The 19,161-nt window shown below is 69.6% G+C and carries 15 protein-coding genes, 1 tRNA gene and 2 pseudogenes; 12 read left to right on the forward strand and 6 right to left on the reverse strand.

From position 1 onward, the window contains the following. Positions 1-39 precede the first annotated feature (39 nt). A complete protein-coding gene (locus FA740_RS14340) occupies positions 40-936 on the reverse strand; it encodes a TIGR02186 family protein (protein ID WP_246053651.1) in 897 nt (298 codons plus the stop codon). Next, a complete protein-coding gene (locus FA740_RS14345; protein ID WP_136857456.1) occupies positions 936-1,850 on the reverse strand; it encodes a sulfite exporter TauE/SafE family protein in 915 nt (304 codons plus the stop codon). Before FA740_RS14345 ends, FA740_RS14340 begins: the two co-directional genes overlap by 1 nt. Before the next feature lie 198 nt (positions 1,851-2,048). Here FA740_RS14345 and surE point away from each other — a divergent pair, with 198 nt between their 5' ends. From surE to FA740_RS14360, 3 genes are read left to right on the forward strand one after another with little or no spacing between them, the layout of a single operon-like run. Further along, complete coding sequence (surE, locus tag FA740_RS14350; RefSeq protein ID WP_136857457.1) at positions 2,049-2,858, forward strand: 5'/3'-nucleotidase SurE; 810 nt, start codon at positions 2,049-2,051, stop codon at positions 2,856-2,858. Further along, entirely contained in the window at positions 2,855-3,502 is a 648-nt protein-coding gene (locus FA740_RS14355) for a protein-L-isoaspartate(D-aspartate) O-methyltransferase (protein ID WP_136857458.1), read from the forward strand. The genes surE and FA740_RS14355 overlap by 4 nt, the downstream gene beginning before the upstream one ends. A gap of 36 nt (positions 3,503-3,538) precedes the next feature. Next, positions 3,539-4,669, forward strand: a complete 1,131-nt coding sequence (locus tag FA740_RS14360; RefSeq protein WP_136857459.1) for a LysM peptidoglycan-binding domain-containing protein — start codon at positions 3,539-3,541, stop codon at positions 4,667-4,669. A gap of 18 nt (positions 4,670-4,687) precedes the next feature. Here FA740_RS14360 and FA740_RS14365 read toward each other — a convergent pair whose 3' ends face one another. From FA740_RS14365 to FA740_RS14375, 3 genes are read right to left on the reverse strand one after another with little or no spacing between them, the layout of a single operon-like run. Further along, positions 4,688-5,863: a hypothetical protein gene (locus FA740_RS14365; RefSeq protein WP_136857460.1), complete on the reverse strand. Its 1,176-nt coding sequence runs from the start codon at positions 5,861-5,863 to the stop codon at positions 4,688-4,690. Positions 5,864-5,883: 20 nt separating this feature from the next. Further along, positions 5,884-7,266 (reverse strand): TolC family outer membrane protein, encoded by a 1,383-nt coding sequence (locus FA740_RS14370; protein WP_246053652.1) that lies wholly within the window; start codon positions 7,264-7,266, stop codon positions 5,884-5,886. Beyond that, positions 7,263-7,916, reverse strand: a complete 654-nt coding sequence (locus FA740_RS14375; protein ID WP_136857461.1) for a protein-L-isoaspartate O-methyltransferase family protein — start codon at positions 7,914-7,916, stop codon at positions 7,263-7,265. Before FA740_RS14375 ends, FA740_RS14370 begins: the two co-directional genes overlap by 4 nt. A gap of 139 nt (positions 7,917-8,055) precedes the next feature. Here FA740_RS14375 and FA740_RS14380 point away from each other — a divergent pair. The 8 genes from FA740_RS14380 (at position 8,056) to opgC (ending at position 18,326) form a co-directional block, all read left to right on the forward strand. Next, positions 8,056-8,129, forward strand: a tRNA-Cys gene (locus FA740_RS14380). A gap of 28 nt (positions 8,130-8,157) precedes the next feature. Continuing rightward, positions 8,158-9,345: a 3-deoxy-D-manno-octulosonic acid transferase gene (locus FA740_RS14385; RefSeq protein WP_136857462.1), complete on the forward strand. Its 1,188-nt coding sequence runs from the start codon at positions 8,158-8,160 to the stop codon at positions 9,343-9,345. 34 nt (positions 9,346-9,379) lie between these two features. After that, positions 9,380-9,787, forward strand: a complete 408-nt coding sequence (locus FA740_RS14390) for a DUF1178 family protein (protein ID WP_136857463.1) — start codon at positions 9,380-9,382, stop codon at positions 9,785-9,787. 72 nt (positions 9,788-9,859) lie between these two features. Beyond that, entirely contained in the window at positions 9,860-11,116 is a 1,257-nt protein-coding gene (locus tag FA740_RS14395) for an aspartate kinase (protein WP_136857464.1), read from the forward strand. A 57-nt stretch (positions 11,117-11,173) separates the two neighbouring features. Beyond that, positions 11,174-13,420: a phosphoenolpyruvate--protein phosphotransferase gene (ptsP, locus tag FA740_RS14400; RefSeq protein ID WP_136857465.1), complete on the forward strand. Its 2,247-nt coding sequence runs from the start codon at positions 11,174-11,176 to the stop codon at positions 13,418-13,420. 129 nt (positions 13,421-13,549) lie between these two features. Next, the gene (locus tag FA740_RS14405) at positions 13,550-15,103 is read left to right on the forward strand and encodes an OpgD/OpgG family glucan biosynthesis protein (RefSeq protein ID WP_136857466.1); all 1,554 of its coding nucleotides are present in this window, start codon (positions 13,550-13,552) and stop codon (positions 15,101-15,103) included. Beyond that, positions 15,100-17,217, forward strand: a complete 2,118-nt coding sequence (gene mdoH, locus FA740_RS14410; protein WP_246053653.1) for a glucans biosynthesis glucosyltransferase MdoH — start codon at positions 15,100-15,102, stop codon at positions 17,215-17,217. Before FA740_RS14405 ends, mdoH begins: the two co-directional genes overlap by 4 nt. Then, on the forward strand, positions 17,214-18,326 hold the full coding sequence (opgC, locus tag FA740_RS14415; protein ID WP_136857467.1) for an OpgC domain-containing protein: 1,113 nt from the start codon (positions 17,214-17,216) through the stop codon (positions 18,324-18,326). Before mdoH ends, opgC begins: the two co-directional genes overlap by 4 nt. Before the next feature lie 43 nt (positions 18,327-18,369). On the opposite strand, the pseudogene FA740_RS14420 reads toward opgC, so the two are convergent. Next, positions 18,370-18,980: pseudogene (locus FA740_RS14420) on the reverse strand (IS5 family transposase); the annotation flags it as partial. Positions 18,981-19,054: 74 nt separating this feature from the next. Between FA740_RS14420 and FA740_RS14425 the strand changes: the two are divergent. After that, positions 19,055-19,161 (forward strand): annotated as a pseudogene (locus FA740_RS14425) (IS5/IS1182 family transposase); the annotation flags it as partial.

Consider the following 19,161-nt stretch of genomic DNA (forward strand, 5'->3'; position numbering starts at 1 on the left):
GCGTCTGGCTGCTGCCGCAGGCGGCGGTCTGAGGCTGGGTCAGGCGCGGCGCAGCTTGCGGAACGCGGCCGAGGCGCCCCAGCCCGCGATCACCGCCACCGCCAGCGACATCAGCCCGTAGAGCAGCGGGTGGTCATAGGCCAGCCGGTACAGCCAGCGTTCCAGGCCGACCTTGCGCACCTCGATCGCGGCGCCATAGGCGTCGATGACCGCCCCCTCGCGCAGCAGGAAGATGCGGGCGCGGTAATCGCCCTCGATCAGGTTGGCGGGCAGGCGGATGTCGGTGCGGAACAGCGTGTCCTCGACCAGGGTGACGGCGCCCTCCTCCAGCCGGTAATGGCCGTTCTGCTGGCGCAGGCGGATCAGGGCCTGGGTATAGGGCAGCGCGTCCTCAACCTGGGGCGCGTTGGCGAAGGCGCGCAGCACCAGCGGCAGCGAGATGCGATAGCGGTTGTCCCATTCCGTCGCCAGGATGTCGGACAAAGGCCGCGTCGTGGCCACCGCGTAAAAGCTGGGCGCGGCCCCCACATCCACGCGGTCGGTATTGACCCAGATACCGAAGCGGCGGGCCTTCTGCCAGATGGTCAGGGGCTGGGACGGGGCCTCGATGGTGACGATCACGTCCAGCGGGCCGTCGGGAATCGGCGTCTCGCGCCGCACCGCGCCATAGATCAGGATGTCGCTGCCATCAAAGCTGGTGGTGATGGCCACGGCGCTGTTGGACAGGCCCGCGACCACCTGTTCGGTGGGGCCGTCCGGCTCCGTCACCGGGCCGCGGGGCGCGGTCGCGTCGGGAAACAGCGGCCAGACCGGGCCGGAGCCCGCGGGCGGAATCAGCCCTGCCCCCGGATCGGTGGGCATGGTCGAACCCGCCCCCTGCGCCATCGCGGCCGCGGGCATCATCAGCATCATCAGCGCCAGAAGGGCCGCGCGCATCACGACCCCCGCGTGGTGATGACGAACAGGTCGTCGGGTGTCAGGAACAGGTCCAGCGCCAGCTTGCCGCAGACCGCCAGCACCAGAAGCGCCAGCAGGATGCGCAGCTGTTCGGCCCGCAGCCGCGCGCCCAGCGTGGTGCCGATCTGCGCGCCCACCACGCCGCCGATGATCAGCAGCACCGCCAGCATCACGTCCACGGTGTTGTAGCTGACCGCGTGCATCAGCGTGGTGAAGGCCGTGACGAAGGTGATCTGGAACAGCGACGTGCCGACCACCACCTTGGTCGGCATGCCCAGCAGATAGATCATCGCGGGCACCATGATGAAGCCGCCGCCCACCCCCATGATCGCAGCCAGCACCCCCACCGCCAGACCGACCAGCAAAGGCGGGATGACGCTGATATACAGGCCCGATGCCCGGAACTTGACCTTCAGCGGCAGGCGGTGGACCCACATGTGCTGGTGCAGGCGGCGGCGCCCGGACGGGTTGCGGGCGCGCAGCAGCGCGCGCAGGCTCTCCTGCAGCATCATCGCGCCGATCAGGCCCAGAAAGACGACGTAGCACAGCTGGACGACCAGCTCGACCTGGCCCAGCTGCTGCAGGATGTTGAAGACCAGCACCCCCAGCCCCGACCCGACCATGCCCCCCGCCAGCAGCACGCCCCCCATGCGGAAATCGACGGTCTTGCGTTTCATGTGGGCCAGCACGCCCGACACCGACGAGGCGACCACCTGGTTCGCCCCGGTCGCCACCGCGATGGCGGGCGGGATGCCGATGAAGAACAGCAGCGGCGTGATCAGGAACCCGCCGCCCACGCCGAACAGGCCGGACATGACACCGACCAGCCCGCCCAGACCCATCAGGGTGAAGGCGTTGACCGAGACTTCGGCGATGGGAAGATAGATCTGCATCGCATCCCGGCCCGTTGCGCGTTCCGACCACGATGCAACGCGCCGCCGCCAAGGTCAAACCGCTTCGGACCCCTTGGTGCAGGCCACCGTCCCAGGCCCCATCGCAGGAACGGGTTGAAGCAGGAACCCGCCACCGCTAAGCAGTTGGGGTCACAACCGCGTGCGCAGGGGCGCGCGCCAGGCCGACCGGGGGACAGGATGCGCATTCTCATCACCAATGACGACGGCATCAACGCACCGGGACTGGAGGTCCTGCACCAAATCGCGACCGAGCTGGCCGGCCCCCACGGAGAGGTCTGGACGGTCGCCCCGGCCTTTGAACAATCAGGCGTGGGCCATTGCATCAGCTATACCCACCCCACCATGATCGCCCGCCTGGGCGAGCGTCGCTATGCCGCCGAGGGCAGCCCGGCCGATTGCGTGCTGGCCGCCCTGGGCGATCTGATGGAGGGGGCGCCCGATCTGGTCCTGTCCGGCGTCAACCGCGGCAACAATGCGGGCGAAAACGCGATGTATTCCGGCACCATCGGCGGCGCGATGGAGGCGGCGCTGCAGGGCCTGCCTGCGATCGCGCTGTCGCAATATCTGGGCCCGCAGACCGCCGATCTGGCCGACCCGTTCGAGGGCGCGCGCCATCACGGTGCGGCGGTCATACGGCGCCTGCTGGATCACGGCGACTGGTCGTCGGATGCCGATTTCCGGCTGTTCTACAACGTGAATTTCCCGCCCGTCCCGGCCCGCGCCGTGCAGGGCCTGCGCGTCGCGCCCCAGGGCCAGCGGCAGGGTTCGCGGTTCGCGGCGGTGCCCTATAACGCGCCGAACGGCCGGCGCTTCATGTGGATCGCGGGCGGATCGCAGCAGGCCCCGGCGCGGGCGGGCAGCGATGTGGCGGCCACCATGGAGGGGTTCGTGTCGGTCACGCCGATGCGGGCCGATCTGACCTGCCACGCCTCGCTGGAGCGGCTGGCGGCGGCGCTGGACGACCCGCTGGCCCGGGCCGCCGAATGAGCGACGGGGACGAGGCCGAACGCAAGATGCGCTTCGTCTATCAGCTGCGCACGCGCGGCGTCACCGATCTGCGCGTGCTGGACGCAATGGAGGGGATCGACCGCGGCCTGTTCGTGCGCGGCCAGTTCGCCGACCGCGCCTATGAGGACACGCCCCTGCCCATCCCCTGCGGCCAGACGATCAGCCAGCCCTCGGTCGTGGGGCTGATGACCCAGGCGCTGGAGGTGGGCCCGCGCGACACCGTGCTGGAGGTGGGCACCGGGTCGGGCTATCAGGCGGCGGTCCTGTCGGGGCTGTGCCGCCGGGTCTATACCGTGGACCGCCACCGCCGCCTGGTTCAGGAGGCCGAGGCGATCTTTCGTGGCCTGGGGCTGCACAATATCATCGCGCAGGTGGCGGACGGGTCGCGCGGGCTGCCCGACCAGGCGCCCTTTGACCGCATTCTTGTGACCGCCGCGGCCGAGGATCCGCCCGGCCCCCTGTTGGCACAGCTGAAGATCGGCGGTATCATGGTCGTGCCTGTCGGGCAGTCGGATGCGGTGCAGACCCTGATCCGCGTGACGCGGACGGAAGTCGGCTTCGATTACGACGAGCTGCGACAGGTGCGGTTCGTTCCGCTGGTCGAGGGGTTGGGCCAGACATGACCCCCGGCCACCACAAGGCAGGCTGAGGACAGGATCATGACCAGATTTGACTTTCGCGCGGGCTGCGCCCTGGTGGCGCTGCTGGCGGTGGCGGGCTGCGGGGCGGATGGGGTCTTCGATCCGGATCTGCGCGGGCTGATGGGCGGCATGGACACCGCGGCCGCGGCCGCAGCGGCCGCCCCCCGGCCCGCGCCGGACGCGCGCGGAGTCGTCAGCTTCCAGGGCGGACAGGCGGTGGTGGCGCAGGCGGGCGACACGCCCATGACCATCGCCGCAAGGCTGGGGCTGCAGGGTCCGGAACTGGCGGCGCATAACGCCCTGCCCGCTGACGCGCCGATGCAGGCGGGGGCGGTGCTGGTCCTGCCGCGCCAGGTGGCCGTGACCGCGCCCGCGCGCGGTGGCGGGACGACGGTCGTGACCGATCCCTTTGCCACGGGCGCGCAGCCAGTGCCCGCGACCACCGCCGCCGCGCAACCCGCGCCCGCGGCCGCCACCGCGCCCAATCCGCGTGAACATGTCGTCGCCGCCGGAGAGACGGCCTGGGCCGTCGCCCGACGTTATGGCGTGACGGTGCAGGATCTGGCCAGCTGGAACGGCCTGCCCGCCGACATGAGCCTGCGTCCCGGCCAGCGCCTGATCGTGCCGCAGCCGGGTCAGAGCCCCGACCGTCTGGCCACGACCGCGCCGGGGACCGGCAGCCCGACCCCCACGCCGCCCTCGGCCGCGCAGCCTCTGCCCGACGAGACGACCCCGCCTGCGGGTGCCCCCGCGCCGGACGTGCCGACAACCGATCTGGGATCGACGCGCACGGCCGCCTCCAGCGGGGGGCGGTTCCGCATGCCGGTGGAGGGCGCGATCATCCGGACCTATGAAAAGGGCCGCAATGACGGCATCGACATCGCGGCGCCCGGCGGCACCGCGGTCCGCGCGGCGGGCGGCGGACAGGTCGCGGCGATCACCCGCGACAGCGCCGGGACGCCGATCATCGTGGTGCGCCATGAGGGCGACCTGATGAGCGTCTATACCAACTTGGGCGAGGTCGCCGTCGCCAAGGGCGACAGTGTGGAGGCAGGCCAGTCCCTGGGACAGGCGGGCAGCGCCGGGTTCGTCCATTTCGAGATCCGCCGCGGGTTCGAAAGCGTCGATCCCGAGGGGATGCTGAACTGACCCTGCCCGCCTGACGGGTTACAGATGGGTCAGACGCTCATCCAGGGCGGTTGCGATCTCGCGGCGGACCACGGCGCGCAGGTTGCCTGAGAATCGGGCACCCATCTCTCCCTCCAGCTCCTCGCGGATCATCTCCTTCAGATGGGCGCGCAGGCTGCCATCCTCCATGATTCGGGTGACGGCCTGGCCCACGATCTCGTCCATCGGGACCGGGGTCTGGGGCGGCGTTTGCGCGACCGGTACGCAACCGACGGGCGCCGGGTCCGCGGGGGCATCCTGCGCCATACTGGTGGCAGCCGCCTGGCGCAGGGGCTGCGGCATCGAGCCGGGGCGCGCGGCCGAGGCCTGGTTGGGCAGGGCCGGCGGCAGCAGGCGCCACATCAGCCAATCCCCCCAGGCCGACAGCAACCGTGCGATGCGCGAGGGTGCCCGGACCGGGGCAGGCATGGCGACGGGCGCGACGAGCTGCGCAAGAACAGGGTCGGGGTTCGCGACCACCGGGGCGATCTGCGGCGCGACCGGATCGGCAATGGCATCCGGCAACGGTGCGGCGATCGCGTCGGGCACCGCCCGCAGCGCGCGGGCGGCAGGCGCCGAGGCGCGGCGCGTCTGCGGCACCAGTTCGATGACCGAGGCCGTGCTGCCCGCCAGCAGCCCGCGCGGCGCGGGGTTGCGGCACAGCCGCTGCAGCATGGCATGGGCATCGCCCTGCTCGACCGGCTGGCTGTCGATCATGTGGCGGATCTGCTGCATCTCGGAGCGGATGCGGGCGATCTCTCGGGCGGCGGCGCCCAGCGGCTGATCCTCGGAGAGGACGATCTGGGCCACGCTCCGCCCGGCCTGGGCTTGGGCCTGGGCCGCAAAGGTCAGTTCGTCGACCCAACGGGCCTCGGATGCCGGGGCGGGCTTGGCCGCGCGGGCCCGGGTCTGACGGGCCGGTTTGGTCGCGGCGGCCGTGGCAGGCGCCTTGGAGCGGCTGCGCGGTTTGGCGGCGGGTTTGGGCGGGGCGTCCTCTGCGCGCGGCGCGGCCTTCGTCTTGGCGGTGCGAGCGCGGGGGGCCTTGGCGGCGGGGGCTTCGGGTGCCGCCGCGGCTTTGCGGGAGCGGCGGGGCTTGGTCCCCTCGATCACCGTCAGCACGAGGGGCTGGGCGGGGTCCGCCGCGTCGGCGGCGGAGGTGCGGCGCGCCTTAACCATGGCGCACCGCCAGTGCCGGATCAGTTCCGGCCGATGGCGCGCAGCACGCGGTCCAGGCTTTCGCCCTGTCTGCTGGTTGCGGGCGCATTCCGCACAGCGTTGTAATATTGCGATGGGTCATAGGTCGGGATTCCCAGTTGCAGGTTTTCTACCGTCAACAGACCCATAGCAGCCAGAAGTTGATAATGAGCTAATTGCAGATTGGATTCCGCCGTAATCCGGTCCGCCCGCGCCTGAAGCAGCGCCTGTTCCGCATCCAGCACGTCCAGCGTGGTGCGCGCGCCCAGCTGCGCCTCCTCGCGCACGCCGTCATAGGCCTGCTGCGCGGCCGAGATCTGCTGGGTGATGGCGGTGATCTGCGCCCGGGCCACGGCGATGTTGGCCCAGGTTTCGCCAACCTGCTGGCTGACCTGCCGGGAGGTGTTCAGCAACCCCGCCCGCGCCTGATCGCGCTGCGCCATCGACCGGCGGTGCCCGGCCGACAGCCGCCCCCCGGAATAGAGCGTCTGCGACAGCTCCAGCCCCACCGAGGAGGAATTGCGGCTGCCGTAACCGCCCAGCTCGGTCTGCGGGCTGCGCGTCACGCCGACGCTGGCGGTGCCCGACAGGGTCGGGTTGCGCTCGGCCGCGGCCGAGGCGACGGCCAGTTCCGAGGCCGCGGCCTGGCGCTGTGCCTGGCCGATCGCGGGGTGGGTGCGCTGCGCGATGGCGCGCGCCTCTTCCAGGGTTGCGGGCAGGCTGGGCAGGGGCGGCGGCGCGGCCAGGGCCCCCGGCTGGCGGCCGGTGACCGCCAGATAGACCTCGCGCGCGACCTCCAGCTGGCCGTTGGCGGCGGCCAGCGCGGCGCGGGTCGCGGCCAGCTGCGCATCGGCCAGGGCCACGTCGGTCACGGTGATCTCGCCCACGTCGAACCGGTCCTGGGCGGCCTGACGCTCGCTGGTCAGGACCTCGACGGAATTCTGCTGCAGGCCGACCTGCTGGATCGCCTCGCGCACGTCGAAATAGGCGATGGCCGCGGCCAGCAGCACGTCCTGTTCGATCGAGACCAGCGCCTGCCGCGTGGCCAGCACCTGTTCCTTGGCACCGTCGATGGCCAGCTGTCCCCGCCCGAAGTCATAGAGCGTCACCTGCGCCCCGATCGACAGCGAGGTCGAGCGCGCGGTCGTGCTGCCCTCGGCGCGGCTGGCGCTTTGGCGGGCGACCCATTCCACGACCGGGCGCAGCGCCGCGACCGAGGCCGCGACATCCTCGTCGGCGGCGCGCAGCACGGCGCGATTCTGCTCGATCAGCGCGGAATGGCGATAGGCCGCGACCATCGTGTCGGCCAGCGATTCGGCCCGGGCGGGCAGCGCCGCGCCCAGCGACAGCAGCGCGACCGCCGCCAGGCGCTGCAGCACCCTCACAACGCGAACCCGCGCTGGCGGCCAAAGCCCGGCAGCATCGGCGCATTGGCGTTGAAGGCATAGCGCCAGGCGATCCGGTCGCCGCGGCGCGTGCCGATGCGGGCGACGCCCAGCGCGCCCTCGGTGAACAGCGCGCCGATGCGGCCGCCCTCGCGCAGCTGGTCGATGATGGCGGGGGGGATCTCCTCGACCGCGCCCTCGATCAGGATGACGTCATAGGGGCCCTGTTTCGGGGCACCCTCGGTCAGGGGGGCGTGCAGAACGGCCACGTTGAAGATGCCGGCGCGGGTCAGGCGGTCCTCGGCCTCGGTGGCCAGTTCGGCGTCATCCTCGATGCCGACGACGGCCTCGGCCATGCGCGCCATGACGGCGGCCGAATAACCGTAGCCGCAGGCCAGGTCCAGGACCAGCTCATCGGGCTGGATGTCCAGCGCATCGACCAGCTTGGCCAGGCTGCGCGGCTCCAGCAGGACGCGGCCATGGCCGATATCCAGATTCTCGCCGGAATAGGCGACGGAGCGGCGGCTGGCGGGCACGAAATCCTCGCGTGGGATGGTCAGCATCGCCTCGATCACCGGGAACTTCGTGACGTCACTGGGCCGGACCTGCGTGTCCACCATCATCGTGCGGCGCGCGGCGAAATCGCTCATGTCAGGGGAACCTCTGCTTGGGTCGTTTGCGCGACTATTGCCATGTTTCCCCCGCTTGGGCAACGCAGGACATGGGCCGCGCGCTTCGCGTCTTGCAAGGGTCGCGGCAATCCGCTAGGACACGGCCACTCTCGACGGCGGCGGGTTGGCGGAGAGGTTACGCACCGGATTGCAAATCCGTGAAGACCGGTTCGATTCCGGTACCCGCCTCCAACACTCCCTGAGCGAGGGGCCACCCTGCATGATCTATGACGCCACGACCCGCATCGCCGAGGCCGCGCTGTGCCTGCGCGCGCGCATGGGCGGATCGGCGGCGTTGCGCGAACGGCTGGTCTGCGGCACGCGGCCCGGCCCGGCCGCGATCTGGGTCCATGCCGCATCCGTCGGAGAGCTGACCTCGGCCCGCACCGTCATCGCGGCGCTGGCCGCGCGCCACCCCCTGACCGTCACCACCAACAGCGAGACGGGCCGCGCGCTGGCGCAGGACTGGGGCCTGCCCGCACGCTTGGCACCGCTGGACCTGCCCGGTGCGCTGGCGCGTTTTCTGGACGCCACCCGCCCCCGCCTGGCGCTGACCGTGGAGGGAGAGTTCTGGCCCCTGCGTTCGCGGCTGCTGGCCCAGCGGGGCGTGCATCAGGCGATGATTGGGGCGCGCATGTCGGAACGCTCTGCCGGGACCTGGGGGCGGTTTCCGCGCATCATCGGCCCGATGCTGGGCCGCATCGCCGCCCTGTCGGCGCAGGATCAGGGCAGCGAGGCGCGCCTGCTGTCCCTGGGCCTGCCGCATCGCGCGCTGCTGCCGCGCCTGGACCTGAAGCTGCTGGCCCCGGCGTCCCTGCCCGTCACGCCCCAGGACGACGCACGTGACCGGGTGATCCTGGCGGCCTCGACCCATGAGGGCGAGGATGGGCCGGTGCTGGACGCCTTTGCCGCGCTGCGCGCCACGCGGCCCGACCTGCGGCTGATCCTGGCGCCGCGCCATCCCGACCGGGCCGATGCCATCGCGGCGCTGATCGCGGCGCGCGACCTGCCCATGGCGCGGCGCAGCGCCGGGGCCGATGACGCGCCCCAGGGCGGCGTCCTGCTGGCCGACACCCTGGGAGAGATGGCGCGCTGGTATGCCCGCGCGGGCCTGTGCATTATCGGCGGCAGCATCGCGGATCATGGCGGCCACACCCCGTGGGAGCCCGCCGCCCATGCCTGCGCGCTGCTGCACGGGCCGCATCTGGGCAATTTCATCGAGACCTTTGACGCCCTGCACGCGCAGGGCGCCGCGCGCCCCTGGGAGGAGGGTCTGGCCCCGCTGATCGACCGCCCCGAGGCGGCCCGCGCCATGGGCCGCGCCGCACGCGCGGTGCTGGAGGCGCGGGCGGGCGACCCAGATGCGCTGATCGGGCGACTGGATGACCTTGCACGCGGGCCCGCCTGACCCGATATGAAGGCCAGATGACAGGAGCGTTTCGATGATCCGCTATGCCTTGCGCTGTGACGAGGGCCATGACTTCGACGGCTGGTTCCGGTCTTCGGACGGGTTCGAGGCGATGCGCGATGCGGGCCATGTCACCTGCGCGCAATGCGGCACGACCCGCGTGGACCGTGCCCTGATGGCCCCCGCCGTCACCGAGAAACGCCCCCTGACCGCCCCCCGCAACCCCGCCGAGGCCGCGCTGGACGCCCTGCGCCGCAAGGTCGAGGAAAACTCAGATTACGTCGGCCTCAGCTTCGCCGAGGAGGCCCGCGCCATGCATGAGGGCAAACGCCCCGCCCGCGCCATCCACGGCGAGGCCCGCCCCGAGGAGGCCCGCAAGCTGATCGAGGACGGCGTGCCGGTGGCCCCCCTGCCCTTCCGCCCCCGGCAGAAGGCCAATTGACGGGCTCTTGCGGTTTGCCGCCCCCGCCCCTAAAAGCCCCGCCGACGCACATCCTTTGGCTGGAGGCCCTTGATGCCGCTTCTGGTAATGAAATTCGGCGGCACTTCGGTGGCCGATCTGGACCGGATCAGGAACGCCGCCCGCAAGGTGCAGCGCGAGGTCGATCGCGGCTATGACGTCATCGTCATCGTCAGCGCCATGTCCGGCAAGACGAACGAGTTGGTGGGCTGGGTCGAACAGACGCAGCCGATGTTCGACGCGCGCGAATACGACGCCGTCGTCAGTTCCGGAGAGAACGTGACCGCGGGCCTGATGGCCCTGACCCTGCAGGAAATGGGCGTGCCCGCGCGCAGCTGGCAGGGCTGGCAGGTGCCGATCAACACGACCGCCGCCTATTCGGCCGCGCGGTTCGTGGACATCCCGCGCAAGAACCTGGACCAGAAATTCGCCGAGGGCTTCAAGGTCGCGGTGGTCGCGGGGTTCCAGGGCGTGTCGCCCGAGGGCCGCATCACCACGCTGGGGCGCGGCGGGTCGGACACGACGGCGGTGGCCTTTGCCGCGGCCTTCGGGGCGGAACGCTGCGACATCTACACGGATGTGGACGGGGTCTATACCACCGACCCGCGCATCACGTCGCGCGCCCGCAAGCTGCCCCGCATCGCCTTCGAGGAGATGCTGGAGCTGGCATCCCTGGGGGCCAAGGTGCTGCAGACGCGGTCGGTCGAACTGGCGATGCGTTACAAGGTGCGGTTGCGGGTGCTGTCCTCCTTTGAGGAGACCGACGAGACTTCCGGCACGCTGATCTGCGATGAGGATGAAATCATGGAATCGAAAGTCGTCAACGGCATCGCCTCGTCGCGCGACGAGGCCAAGATCACGCTGGTCACGGTCGAGGACCGGCCCGGCATTTCCGCCGCCATCTTTGCGCCGCTGGCCGATGCGGGCGTGAACGTCGACATGATCGTGCAGAACATCTCGGAGAAGGACTACGACGATCATCCGGGTTCGGTGACCGACATGACCTTCTCGGTGCCGATCAACCAGGTCGAGCGCGCCAAGCGTGCGATGGAAGAGGCCCGCCAGTCCGGTCACATCGCCTATGACGAGCTGGTCGTCGATACCGAGGTCGCCAAGGTGTCGGTCGTTGGCATCGGCATGCGCAGCCATGCGGGTGTCGCCGCACGCATGTTCAAGGCGCTGGCCGATGAAAACGTCAACATCAAGGTGATCTCGACCTCCGAGATCAAGATTTCGGTGCTGATCGACCGGAAATACATGGAACTGGCTGTGCAGGCGCTGCATGATGCCTTTGAACTGGACAAGGCGTAACGCCTTCCGGTCGGATCCCTGACCGGGGAACCGCAAAACCAGAAGGCGGGCCAAGCGATGCAGGATCGCACCGACAGCGACTCGCGCAAGCTGCTGCGGCGGCTCAAGGAAATCCTTGCCGCCGCGGGCGGGGGCCAGGACAGGCTTGACCAGATCACCCATCACATCGCCGATTCGATGGGGACCGAGGTCTGCTCGATCTACCTGTTCCGCGATGCCGATACGCTGGAGCTGTGCGCGACCGAGGGGTTGCGCCCCGAGGCCGTCCACCAGACCCGCCTGCGTCTGGGCGAGGGTCTGGTCGGCCGCGTGGCCCGCACCGGACGCTATGTGAACACCGCCGACGCACCGTCCCAGCCTGGCTTCCGCTTCATGCCCGAGACCGGCGAGGAAGTCTTTCCCGCCTTCCTGGGCGTGCCCATCCAGCGGGTCGGCGAACGCCTGGGCGTGCTGGTCGTGCAATGCGCCACCGCCCGACAGTTCAGCGAGGACGAGGTCTATGGCCTTGAGGTCGTCGCCATGGTTCTGGCCGAGATGACCGAGCTGGGCGCCTTTCAGGGCAGCCAGTCCGACAGCCTGCCGCTGGCGCATCGCTTTCCGCTGATGATCCGCGGCGGGACCGGACAGGAGGGCGCCGCCCAGGGCCGCGTCTGGCTGCACGAGGCGCGCGTGGTGATCTCCAACCCCGTCGGCGACGACCCCGACAAGGAGCTGATCCGCCTGCACGAGGGCGTCGACCGCCTGCGCAGCACCGTCGACACGATGGTCGCCGCCGCCGACATGGTCGGCGAGGGCGAGCATGCCGCCGTGCTGGAAACCTATCGCATGTTCGCCCATTCGCGCAGCTGGCTGAAGCGCATGGAGGAGGACATCCGCCTTGGCCTGTCCGCCGAGGCCGCCGTCGAAAAGGAGCAGTCCACCGCCCGCGCCCGGCTGGAGATGGCCTCTGACCCCTATCTGCGCGATCGGCTGCACGATCTGGACGACCTGTCGAACCGGCTGCTGCGCATCCTGACGGGACAGGGCCGCGACACCGGCGCCGAGATGCCGGAAAACCCGATTCTGGTCGCCCGCAACATCGGCCCGGCGGAACTGCTGGAATATGGCCGCCGCCTGAAGGGCGTGGTCCTGGAGGAGGGATCGGTCGGCAGCCACGCGGCCATCGTCGCCCGGGCGCTGGCCATTCCGCTGGTCATCCACGCCACCCGCATCACCACCGAGGCGCTGAACGGCGACCCGATCCTGGTCGATGGCGATCAGGGCGTTGTCCATCTGCGCCCCGAGGAATCGGTCCACAAGGCGTTCCTGGACAAGATCGCCATGCAGGCCGAGGCGCAGGACCGCTATGCCGACCTGCGCGACCTGCCCGCCACCGGCACCTGCGGCACGACGATCCAGATGTACATGAACGCGGGTCTGATGGCCGACCTGCCCTCGCTTGAGGGATCGGGCGCCGAGGGCGTGGGTCTGTTCCGCACCGAGCTGCAGTTCCTGGTGCGCAACCACGTGCCGCGCCGGGCCGAGCTGGCGGGCCTGTATGCCCGCGTCATGGACAACGCCCAGGGCAAGCCGGTGATGTTCCGCACGCTGGACATCGGCTCGGACAAGGTGCTGCCCTACATGAAACCCCAGGACGAGCCGAATCCCGCGATGGGCTGGCGCGCGATTCGGGTGGGTCTGGACAAGCGCGGCGTGCTGCGGATGCAGCTGCAGGCGCTGATCCGCGCCAGCGTGGGCCGGCCGCTGCACGTGATGTTCCCCTTCGTCGCGGACATCACCGAATACGAGGCCGCGCATCGCATCCTGATGCAGGAGATGGCGCGCGAACAGCGTCTGGGGCATTCCATGCCCAGCGACATCCGCGTGGGCGCCATGCTGGAGACGCCGTCGATGGCCTTTGCGCCGCGCCGCTTCTTCGAGATGTGCGATTTCGTGTCGATCGGCGGCAACGACCTGAAACAGTTCTTTTTCGCCGCCGACCGCGAGAACGAGCGCGTGCGCCGCCGCTATGACACGCTGAACCTGTCGTTCCTGGCGCTGCTGCGCCAGATCGTGCAGCGCTGCGAGGAGGCGCGCGTGCCGCTGTCCTTCTGCGGCGAGGATGCGGGCCGCCCCATCGAGGCGCTGGTCTTTGCCGCCCTGGGCATCCGGCGCCTGTCGATGCGCCCGGCGTCCATCGGGCCGGTCAAGCACCTGATCCGCCGCGTCAGCATCACCGATCTGGCCCAGGTCATCGCCGACGCCGAGGCCGAGGGCCTGACCAGCGTGCGCGGCCCGGTCACGGCCTGGCTGGCGCGGCAGTGAACCGCCCGGGCCACTTGCGGCTTGCCCGGATGGCGCTTATCGGCTGATAAGAGCTTAAGCCGGACAGCAGCGTTGCTGCACTGCGGCGGCCTGCTATAATCCACCATCCCTGTCGAGACATCCCCGGATATGAAGCGTCGCCAATTTCTCAATGCTGCCACCGCCCTGGCTGCCGGCGGGTCCCTGCTGGCGGTGCCCGCCCAGGCCCAGCAGGCCCAGGACCCCACGGGCTTTGGCCCCGCCATGCCCGAACCCTTCGGGTTCGAGACGGTGGCGGCCCTCGCCCAGGAGCGGTCCGCCCGCGTCTATGTGCAGCCCATCTCGCAGTTGGAGGGCAGCTTTGCCAACCTGAACTATGACCAGTATCGCGGCATCCGGTTCCGGCGCGAACATGACCCGCTGGCGCAGAACCCCGATTTCCGCATCGACCTGCTGTCGCCCGGCTCGATCTTCTACGAGCCGGTGCAGATCAATCTGGTCCGGGGCGGCATCACGCGGCCGATTCCCTTCGACCCCGCCCTGCTGGAATTCGACGAGCGGTATTTCCCCGATGGCGGCGATGTGACCACCATCGGCAACATGGGCTGGTCGGGCTTTCGGATGCGCACGCCGCTGAACCGCCCTGGCGTGATGGACGAATTCATCGTCTTTCAGGGCGCCAGCTATTTCCGCGCGGTGGCGCGGGGCACGCTTTACGGCCTGTCGGCCCGCGGCCTTGCCATCAAGACCGGCAGCCCGGACGGCGAGGAATTCCCCCTGTTCACCGATTTCTGGATCGTCGAGCCCGAGCCCGGCGCGCAATCGGTGCGCATCTATGCGATCCTGGACAGCCGATCGGTCGCGGCGGCCTTCCAGTTCGACGTGACCCCCGGCGCGGTCACCATGGTGCGCACGCGCGTGGCGCTGTTCCCGCGCGTGGACCTGCGCGAGACGGGGCTGGCGCCCTTGACCTCGATGTTCTGGTTCAGCCCGGCCTCGCGCCGCGTGGTCGATGATTATCGCCCCGCCTGCCATGACAGCGACGGGTTGCAGATGCAGACCGGTGCGAACCAGGCGCTGTGGCGCGGCCTGATGTCGCCGCGCAACCTGCAGATCAGCAGCTTTGTCGACCGCGACCCGCGCGGCTTCGGTCTGGTCCAGCGGGCCCGCGACTTTGAGACCTATCAGGATGCCGAGGCGATGTATCACCTGCGCCCCTCGGCCTGGATCGAACCCGAGGGCAGCTGGGGCGAGGGCGAGGTCCGCCTGATCGAGATCCCGGTCGAGAACGAGTTCAACGACAACATCGTCAGCTATTGGTTGCCCGCCGCCACCATCCCGCGCGGCGAGCGGACCGAGTTCCGATACCGCCTCAGCTTTGGCGCCTTGCCGCCCAGCAGCCTGCCGCTGGCCAAGGTGCGTCAGGTCCGGTCGGGCCGGTCCGTCAATGTCGAGACGACGCGCAGCTATGTCATCGATTTCGACCTGGGCCTGTTCCGCGAGACGCTGCCGAATTTTCAGGTCACCGCCTCGGCCGGCCGGGTCGTGCATGCCTATCTGAAGCCGCTGCCCGATCAGGACGTGCTGCGCCTGGCCTTCGAGTTCGAGCCGGGGCGCATCCAGCTGTCCGAGTTGCAGGCCGTGCTGACCACGCCCGAAGGCCTCGCCCTCAGCGAGACCTGGCTGACCCGCTGGACGGCATGACCATGGCGACCGACATGCAGACCGCCGGAGGGCCTGCTGCCCGACCGGCCGACCCCATCGTGCCGCCCGCCGCCCCCACGACCATGCCGGTGCAGGATTTCGCCCGCGCCCCCCAGGGCGGGCCGGGCCGCCGCCAAAACAGCCTGCGGGTCTGGATGGCGCGCCTGATCGCCTTTGGCGGCACGGCGGCGCTGGCGGTCTATGGCTTTTCGCAGATGCTGGCGGCGTTCGGCGCCGACCCCAAGCCGATGCAGATCGCGCTGCTGGTGCTGTTCGTGCCGACATTCGCCTGGATCGGATTCTCGTTCTGCGGGACGCTGGCGGGGTTTCTGGCCCCGCGCCTGACCACGCCGGACGGCCCGAACGACGCCCGCGTGGTTGTGGTCATGCCGATCTATCACGAGGATGTCGCCACCAGCACCGCCCTGCTGGTCGCGCTGGCGCGCGAGCTGGAGGCCGAGGGCATGGCCCAGCGGACCGAGATCTTCGTGCTGTCCGACACCCGCGACCCGGCCATAGCCGTCAACGAGACGCTGGTGGTCCATGCCGCCCGCGCCCTGTCGCCCTTGCCGATGTGGTATCGCCGCCGCCTGACGAATGACGACCGCAAATCGGGCAATCTGGCCGAATTCGTGCGCCATTGGGGCGGGCGCTATGACCAGATGGTCGTGCTGGACGCCGACAGCGTGATGTCGGGCGCGACCATCCGCGCCCTGTCCGCCCGCATGGCCGCCGATGACCGCGTGGGGCTGATCCAGACCATGCCGATGCTGGTCGGCGGAGAGACGATCTTTGCCCGCCTGACCCAGTTCGCGGGCCGTGTCTATGGCCCGATGATCGCCCGCGGCGTCGCCGCATGGTCGGGTGATACGGGCAATTACTGGGGCCATAACGCGATCATCCGCGTGACTGCCTTTGCGCAGGCCTGCGGGCTGCCGCGCCTGCCAGGCAACCCGCCCTTTGGCGGCACGATCCTCAGCCACGATTTCGTCGAGGCGGCGGCGCTGTGCCGCGCGGGCTGGTCGGTGCGCCTGGATCACGACCTGCGCGGCAGCTATGAGGGCTGTCCGCCCACGCTGCTGGACATGGCCGTGCGCGAACGGCGGTGGGCTCAGGGCAACCTGCAGCACTCCCGCCTGCTGGGCGTCAAGGGGCTGCGCGGCATCAGCCGGGCACATATGATCATCGGCATCATGGGTTTCCTGATGAGCCCGCTGTGGCTGGCGCTGATCCTGGTCGGCCTGATCCTGTCGGCGACCGTGCTGCTGTCCACGCCGGAATATTTTCCCAACGCCTATCAGCTGTTCCCCGACTGGCCGGTCTTTGACAGCCGCCGGATGCTGTGGCTGTTCGCGCTGGCCATGGCGCTGCTGCTGCTGCCCAAGTTCATCGCCACCTTCCGGGCCTGGGCGCGCCCCCTGGCGCGCAATTCGGGCGGCCGCGTGCGCATCTTTGCCAGCGCGATCTTCGAGACGATCCTGTCGGCGCTGATCGCGCCGGTGCAGATGCTGGTTCAGACCCGCCAGATCTTCGAGATCCTGTCGGGCCGCGACAGCGGCTGGAACGCGCAGACCCGCGCGGGGTCGATGCCGACATGGGGCGTCGTGCTGCGCCATCACTGGGCGCATGTCGCCCTGGGCGCGGGGACGCTGATCGTGCTGGCCAGCTTTTCGCCCGCGCAGCTGATCTGGCTGTCGCCGATCCTGGCGGGGCTGATCCTGTCGCCGGTCACCTCGCGCCTGTCGGCCAGCCCGGTCTTTGGCCGGTGGGCCCGGATGCGCGGCCTGCTGGTCACCCCCGAGGAACGCGACCCGCCCGCCATCCTGACCGAGGCCACTGCCATCGCCCGCGCCCTGCCCCAGGCCGATACCGGCCCCGACAGCCTGCTGCGCCTTGGCCGCGACGCGGATCTGCTGGCCCGCCATGTCGCGATGCTGGCGCCGCTGCCCGAGGCGCTGCCGCGTTCGGTGCACCTGGCCCGGATCACCGCCGAGGCCAAGATCGCCCATGCCCCCGATCAGCGCCAGGCGCTGGCGGACATGGACCGCGCCGAAACCGACGCCATGCTGCTGGACCCGGCCCTGTTGACGCGCTGGAGCAGGCTGCCCGCATGAATCGGCTGATCGCTCTGGACATGCTGCGGGGCTATGCCTTGGTCAGCATCATGGTGAACCACATGCCCATCTCGGTCATGCGGGGCTGGACGCTGCCGAATTTCTCGATCTTCGACGCGTCAGAGCTGTTTGTGCTGCTGTCGGGCTTTCTGGTCGGCCTGGTCTGGCGCAGCGTCGAGGCCCGCGACGGCCGCCGCACAGCCCAGCGCCGCTTTGCCCGCCGCGCCTACGAGGTGTGGCGCGCCATGCTGATCGGGGCGCTGCTGATGGCGCTGCTGTCGGCGGCGCTGCTGGCGCTGGATCGTCCGCATACCGCCATCTGGAACCAGTACGCGGTCTGGGTGCTGGAGAACCCCCTGGGCTATCTGGGCACGGTCGCGACCTTCTGGGTCCAGCCCAACATCATCGACGTGCTGGCGCTGTATGTGATCCTGATGGTGGCCGCGCTGGCGGTGGTGCCGCTGATGGTGCGCTGGCCCTGGCTGGTGGCGGTGGGGTCGGTCCTGCTGTGGTGGCACGCGCCGGCGCTGAACGCGATGATCCCAAATCACCGCACCCAGGGCGGATTCCTGTTCAACCCCTTCGGCTGGCAGATGCTGTTCTTTACCGGGGTGGCGATGGGCCTGTTCCGCCAGCGCATCATGGCGGCCCTGTGGCCGTGGCGGCACCTGCTGACGGTGCTGGCCCTGGGGATGTTCGCCTTTGGCAGCGCGATCGTCATCGGCGCGCGCATCGGGGAACCGGCGCTGGCCTTCCGCGAGGCGCTGAAGCTGGTCTATGGCAGCATCGACAAATGGAGCCTGGACGGCACCCGCTATCTGGCCATCGTCGCCGCTGCCTGGCTGGTCGCGGCCCCCCTGGCGCGGCCGATGGCCTGGCTGGCCGCCACCCGCCCCGGCGTGGCCCTGCAACAGATCGGCAAGGGGGGGCTGTTCGCCTTTGTCGCCTGCGTGCTGCTGTCGGTGCTGGGCGACGCGTTCCAGATGACCCCGGCGGAACAGCCGATGGGGCGGCGGCTGCTGGTCGATCTGTGGGCCTGCCTGGCGCTGTGGTGGGTGTCCGCGCTGTGGCTGGACAAGGGCGCGCCCCGCCTGCGCGCCCGCAACTAGCGGCGCGCCTTGCGACAGCGCTAGGGTCAGGACTCGTTCTTGATCACAGCCAGAACAGAACGGTGGCGGCCAATGCGATTGCGGAGAGGTAGGTTTCCGGGCACCTGTCGTAACGCGTGGCGACACGTCTCCAGTCCTTCAAGCGGCCGAACATGATCTCGATGCGATTGCGGCGTTTATAGCGGCGCTTGTCGTATTTCACGGTTTTCTTGCGGGACTTCCGGCCGGGAATGCAGGCTTTTATCCCTCTGTCCTGCAACGCTTTTCGCAGCCAGTCAGCATCATAGCCCCGGTCCGCCAAGAACCAGTCGGCCTGCGGCAGACTGTCCAGAAGCGCCGCCGCTCCGGTGTAGTCGCTGACCTGTCCTGCCAACAGGAAGAACCGGATAGGTCTTCCTGTCGCATCGGTAACAGCGTGCAGCTTCGTGTTCATACCGCCTTTTGTTCGACCGATCTGGCGGCCACGCCCCCCTTTTTTGCACGCAGGCTGCAGGCCGTGCGGTGCGCCTTGAGATAGGTCGCGTCGATCATGATCGTCTTCGGATCGGTGCTTTCGGCGGCCAGGCCGACCATGATCCGGGCGAAGACGCCGTTATCGCTCCAACGCCTCCAGCGATTGTAAAGAGTCTTGGCCGGTCCATATTCCCTCGGCGATGTCGATGGGCGTTGTTGCAGAACTTTTATTGAGAGGGATTCACATCGCGATTTCATGCGGTTAGGCGGGCAGCATGAGCAAGCCCGATCCCGCCCGCTACCGCACGACGAACTGGCCCGCTTACGACGCTGCGCTCAGGAAGCGCGGGTCTTTGTTGATCTGGCTGGACAAGGAGATGGC

The organism is Paracoccus hibiscisoli, assembly GCF_005048265.1.
GTDB classification, from domain to species: Bacteria; Pseudomonadota; Alphaproteobacteria; order Rhodobacterales; family Rhodobacteraceae; genus Paracoccus; species Paracoccus hibiscisoli.

Bases quoted from the DNA above. Each gene is read 5' to 3' on its own strand.
- FA740_RS14340 (WP_246053651.1), bottom strand. From the start codon at position 936: ATGCGCGCGGCCCTTCTGGCGCTGATGATGCTGATGATGCCCGCGGCC.
- FA740_RS14345 (WP_136857456.1), bottom strand. From the start codon at position 1,850: ATGCAGATCTATCTTCCCATCGCCGAAGTCTCGGTCAACGCCTTCACC.
- surE (WP_136857457.1), top strand. From the start codon at position 2,049: ATGCGCATTCTCATCACCAATGACGACGGCATCAACGCACCGGGACTG.
- FA740_RS14355 (WP_136857458.1), top strand. From the start codon at position 2,855: ATGAGCGACGGGGACGAGGCCGAACGCAAGATGCGCTTCGTCTATCAG.
- FA740_RS14360 (WP_136857459.1), top strand. From the start codon at position 3,539: ATGACCAGATTTGACTTTCGCGCGGGCTGCGCCCTGGTGGCGCTGCTG.
- FA740_RS14365 (WP_136857460.1), bottom strand. From the start codon at position 5,863: ATGGTTAAGGCGCGCCGCACCTCCGCCGCCGACGCGGCGGACCCCGCC.
- FA740_RS14375 (WP_136857461.1), bottom strand. From the start codon at position 7,916: ATGAGCGATTTCGCCGCGCGCCGCACGATGATGGTGGACACGCAGGTC.
- FA740_RS14385 (WP_136857462.1), top strand. From the start codon at position 8,158: ATGATCTATGACGCCACGACCCGCATCGCCGAGGCCGCGCTGTGCCTG.
- FA740_RS14390 (WP_136857463.1), top strand. From the start codon at position 9,380: ATGATCCGCTATGCCTTGCGCTGTGACGAGGGCCATGACTTCGACGGC.
- FA740_RS14395 (WP_136857464.1), top strand. From the start codon at position 9,860: ATGCCGCTTCTGGTAATGAAATTCGGCGGCACTTCGGTGGCCGATCTG.
- ptsP (WP_136857465.1), top strand. From the start codon at position 11,174: ATGCAGGATCGCACCGACAGCGACTCGCGCAAGCTGCTGCGGCGGCTC.
- FA740_RS14405 (WP_136857466.1), top strand. From the start codon at position 13,550: ATGAAGCGTCGCCAATTTCTCAATGCTGCCACCGCCCTGGCTGCCGGC.
- mdoH (WP_246053653.1), top strand. From the start codon at position 15,100: ATGACCATGGCGACCGACATGCAGACCGCCGGAGGGCCTGCTGCCCGA.
- opgC (WP_136857467.1), top strand. From the start codon at position 17,214: ATGAATCGGCTGATCGCTCTGGACATGCTGCGGGGCTATGCCTTGGTC.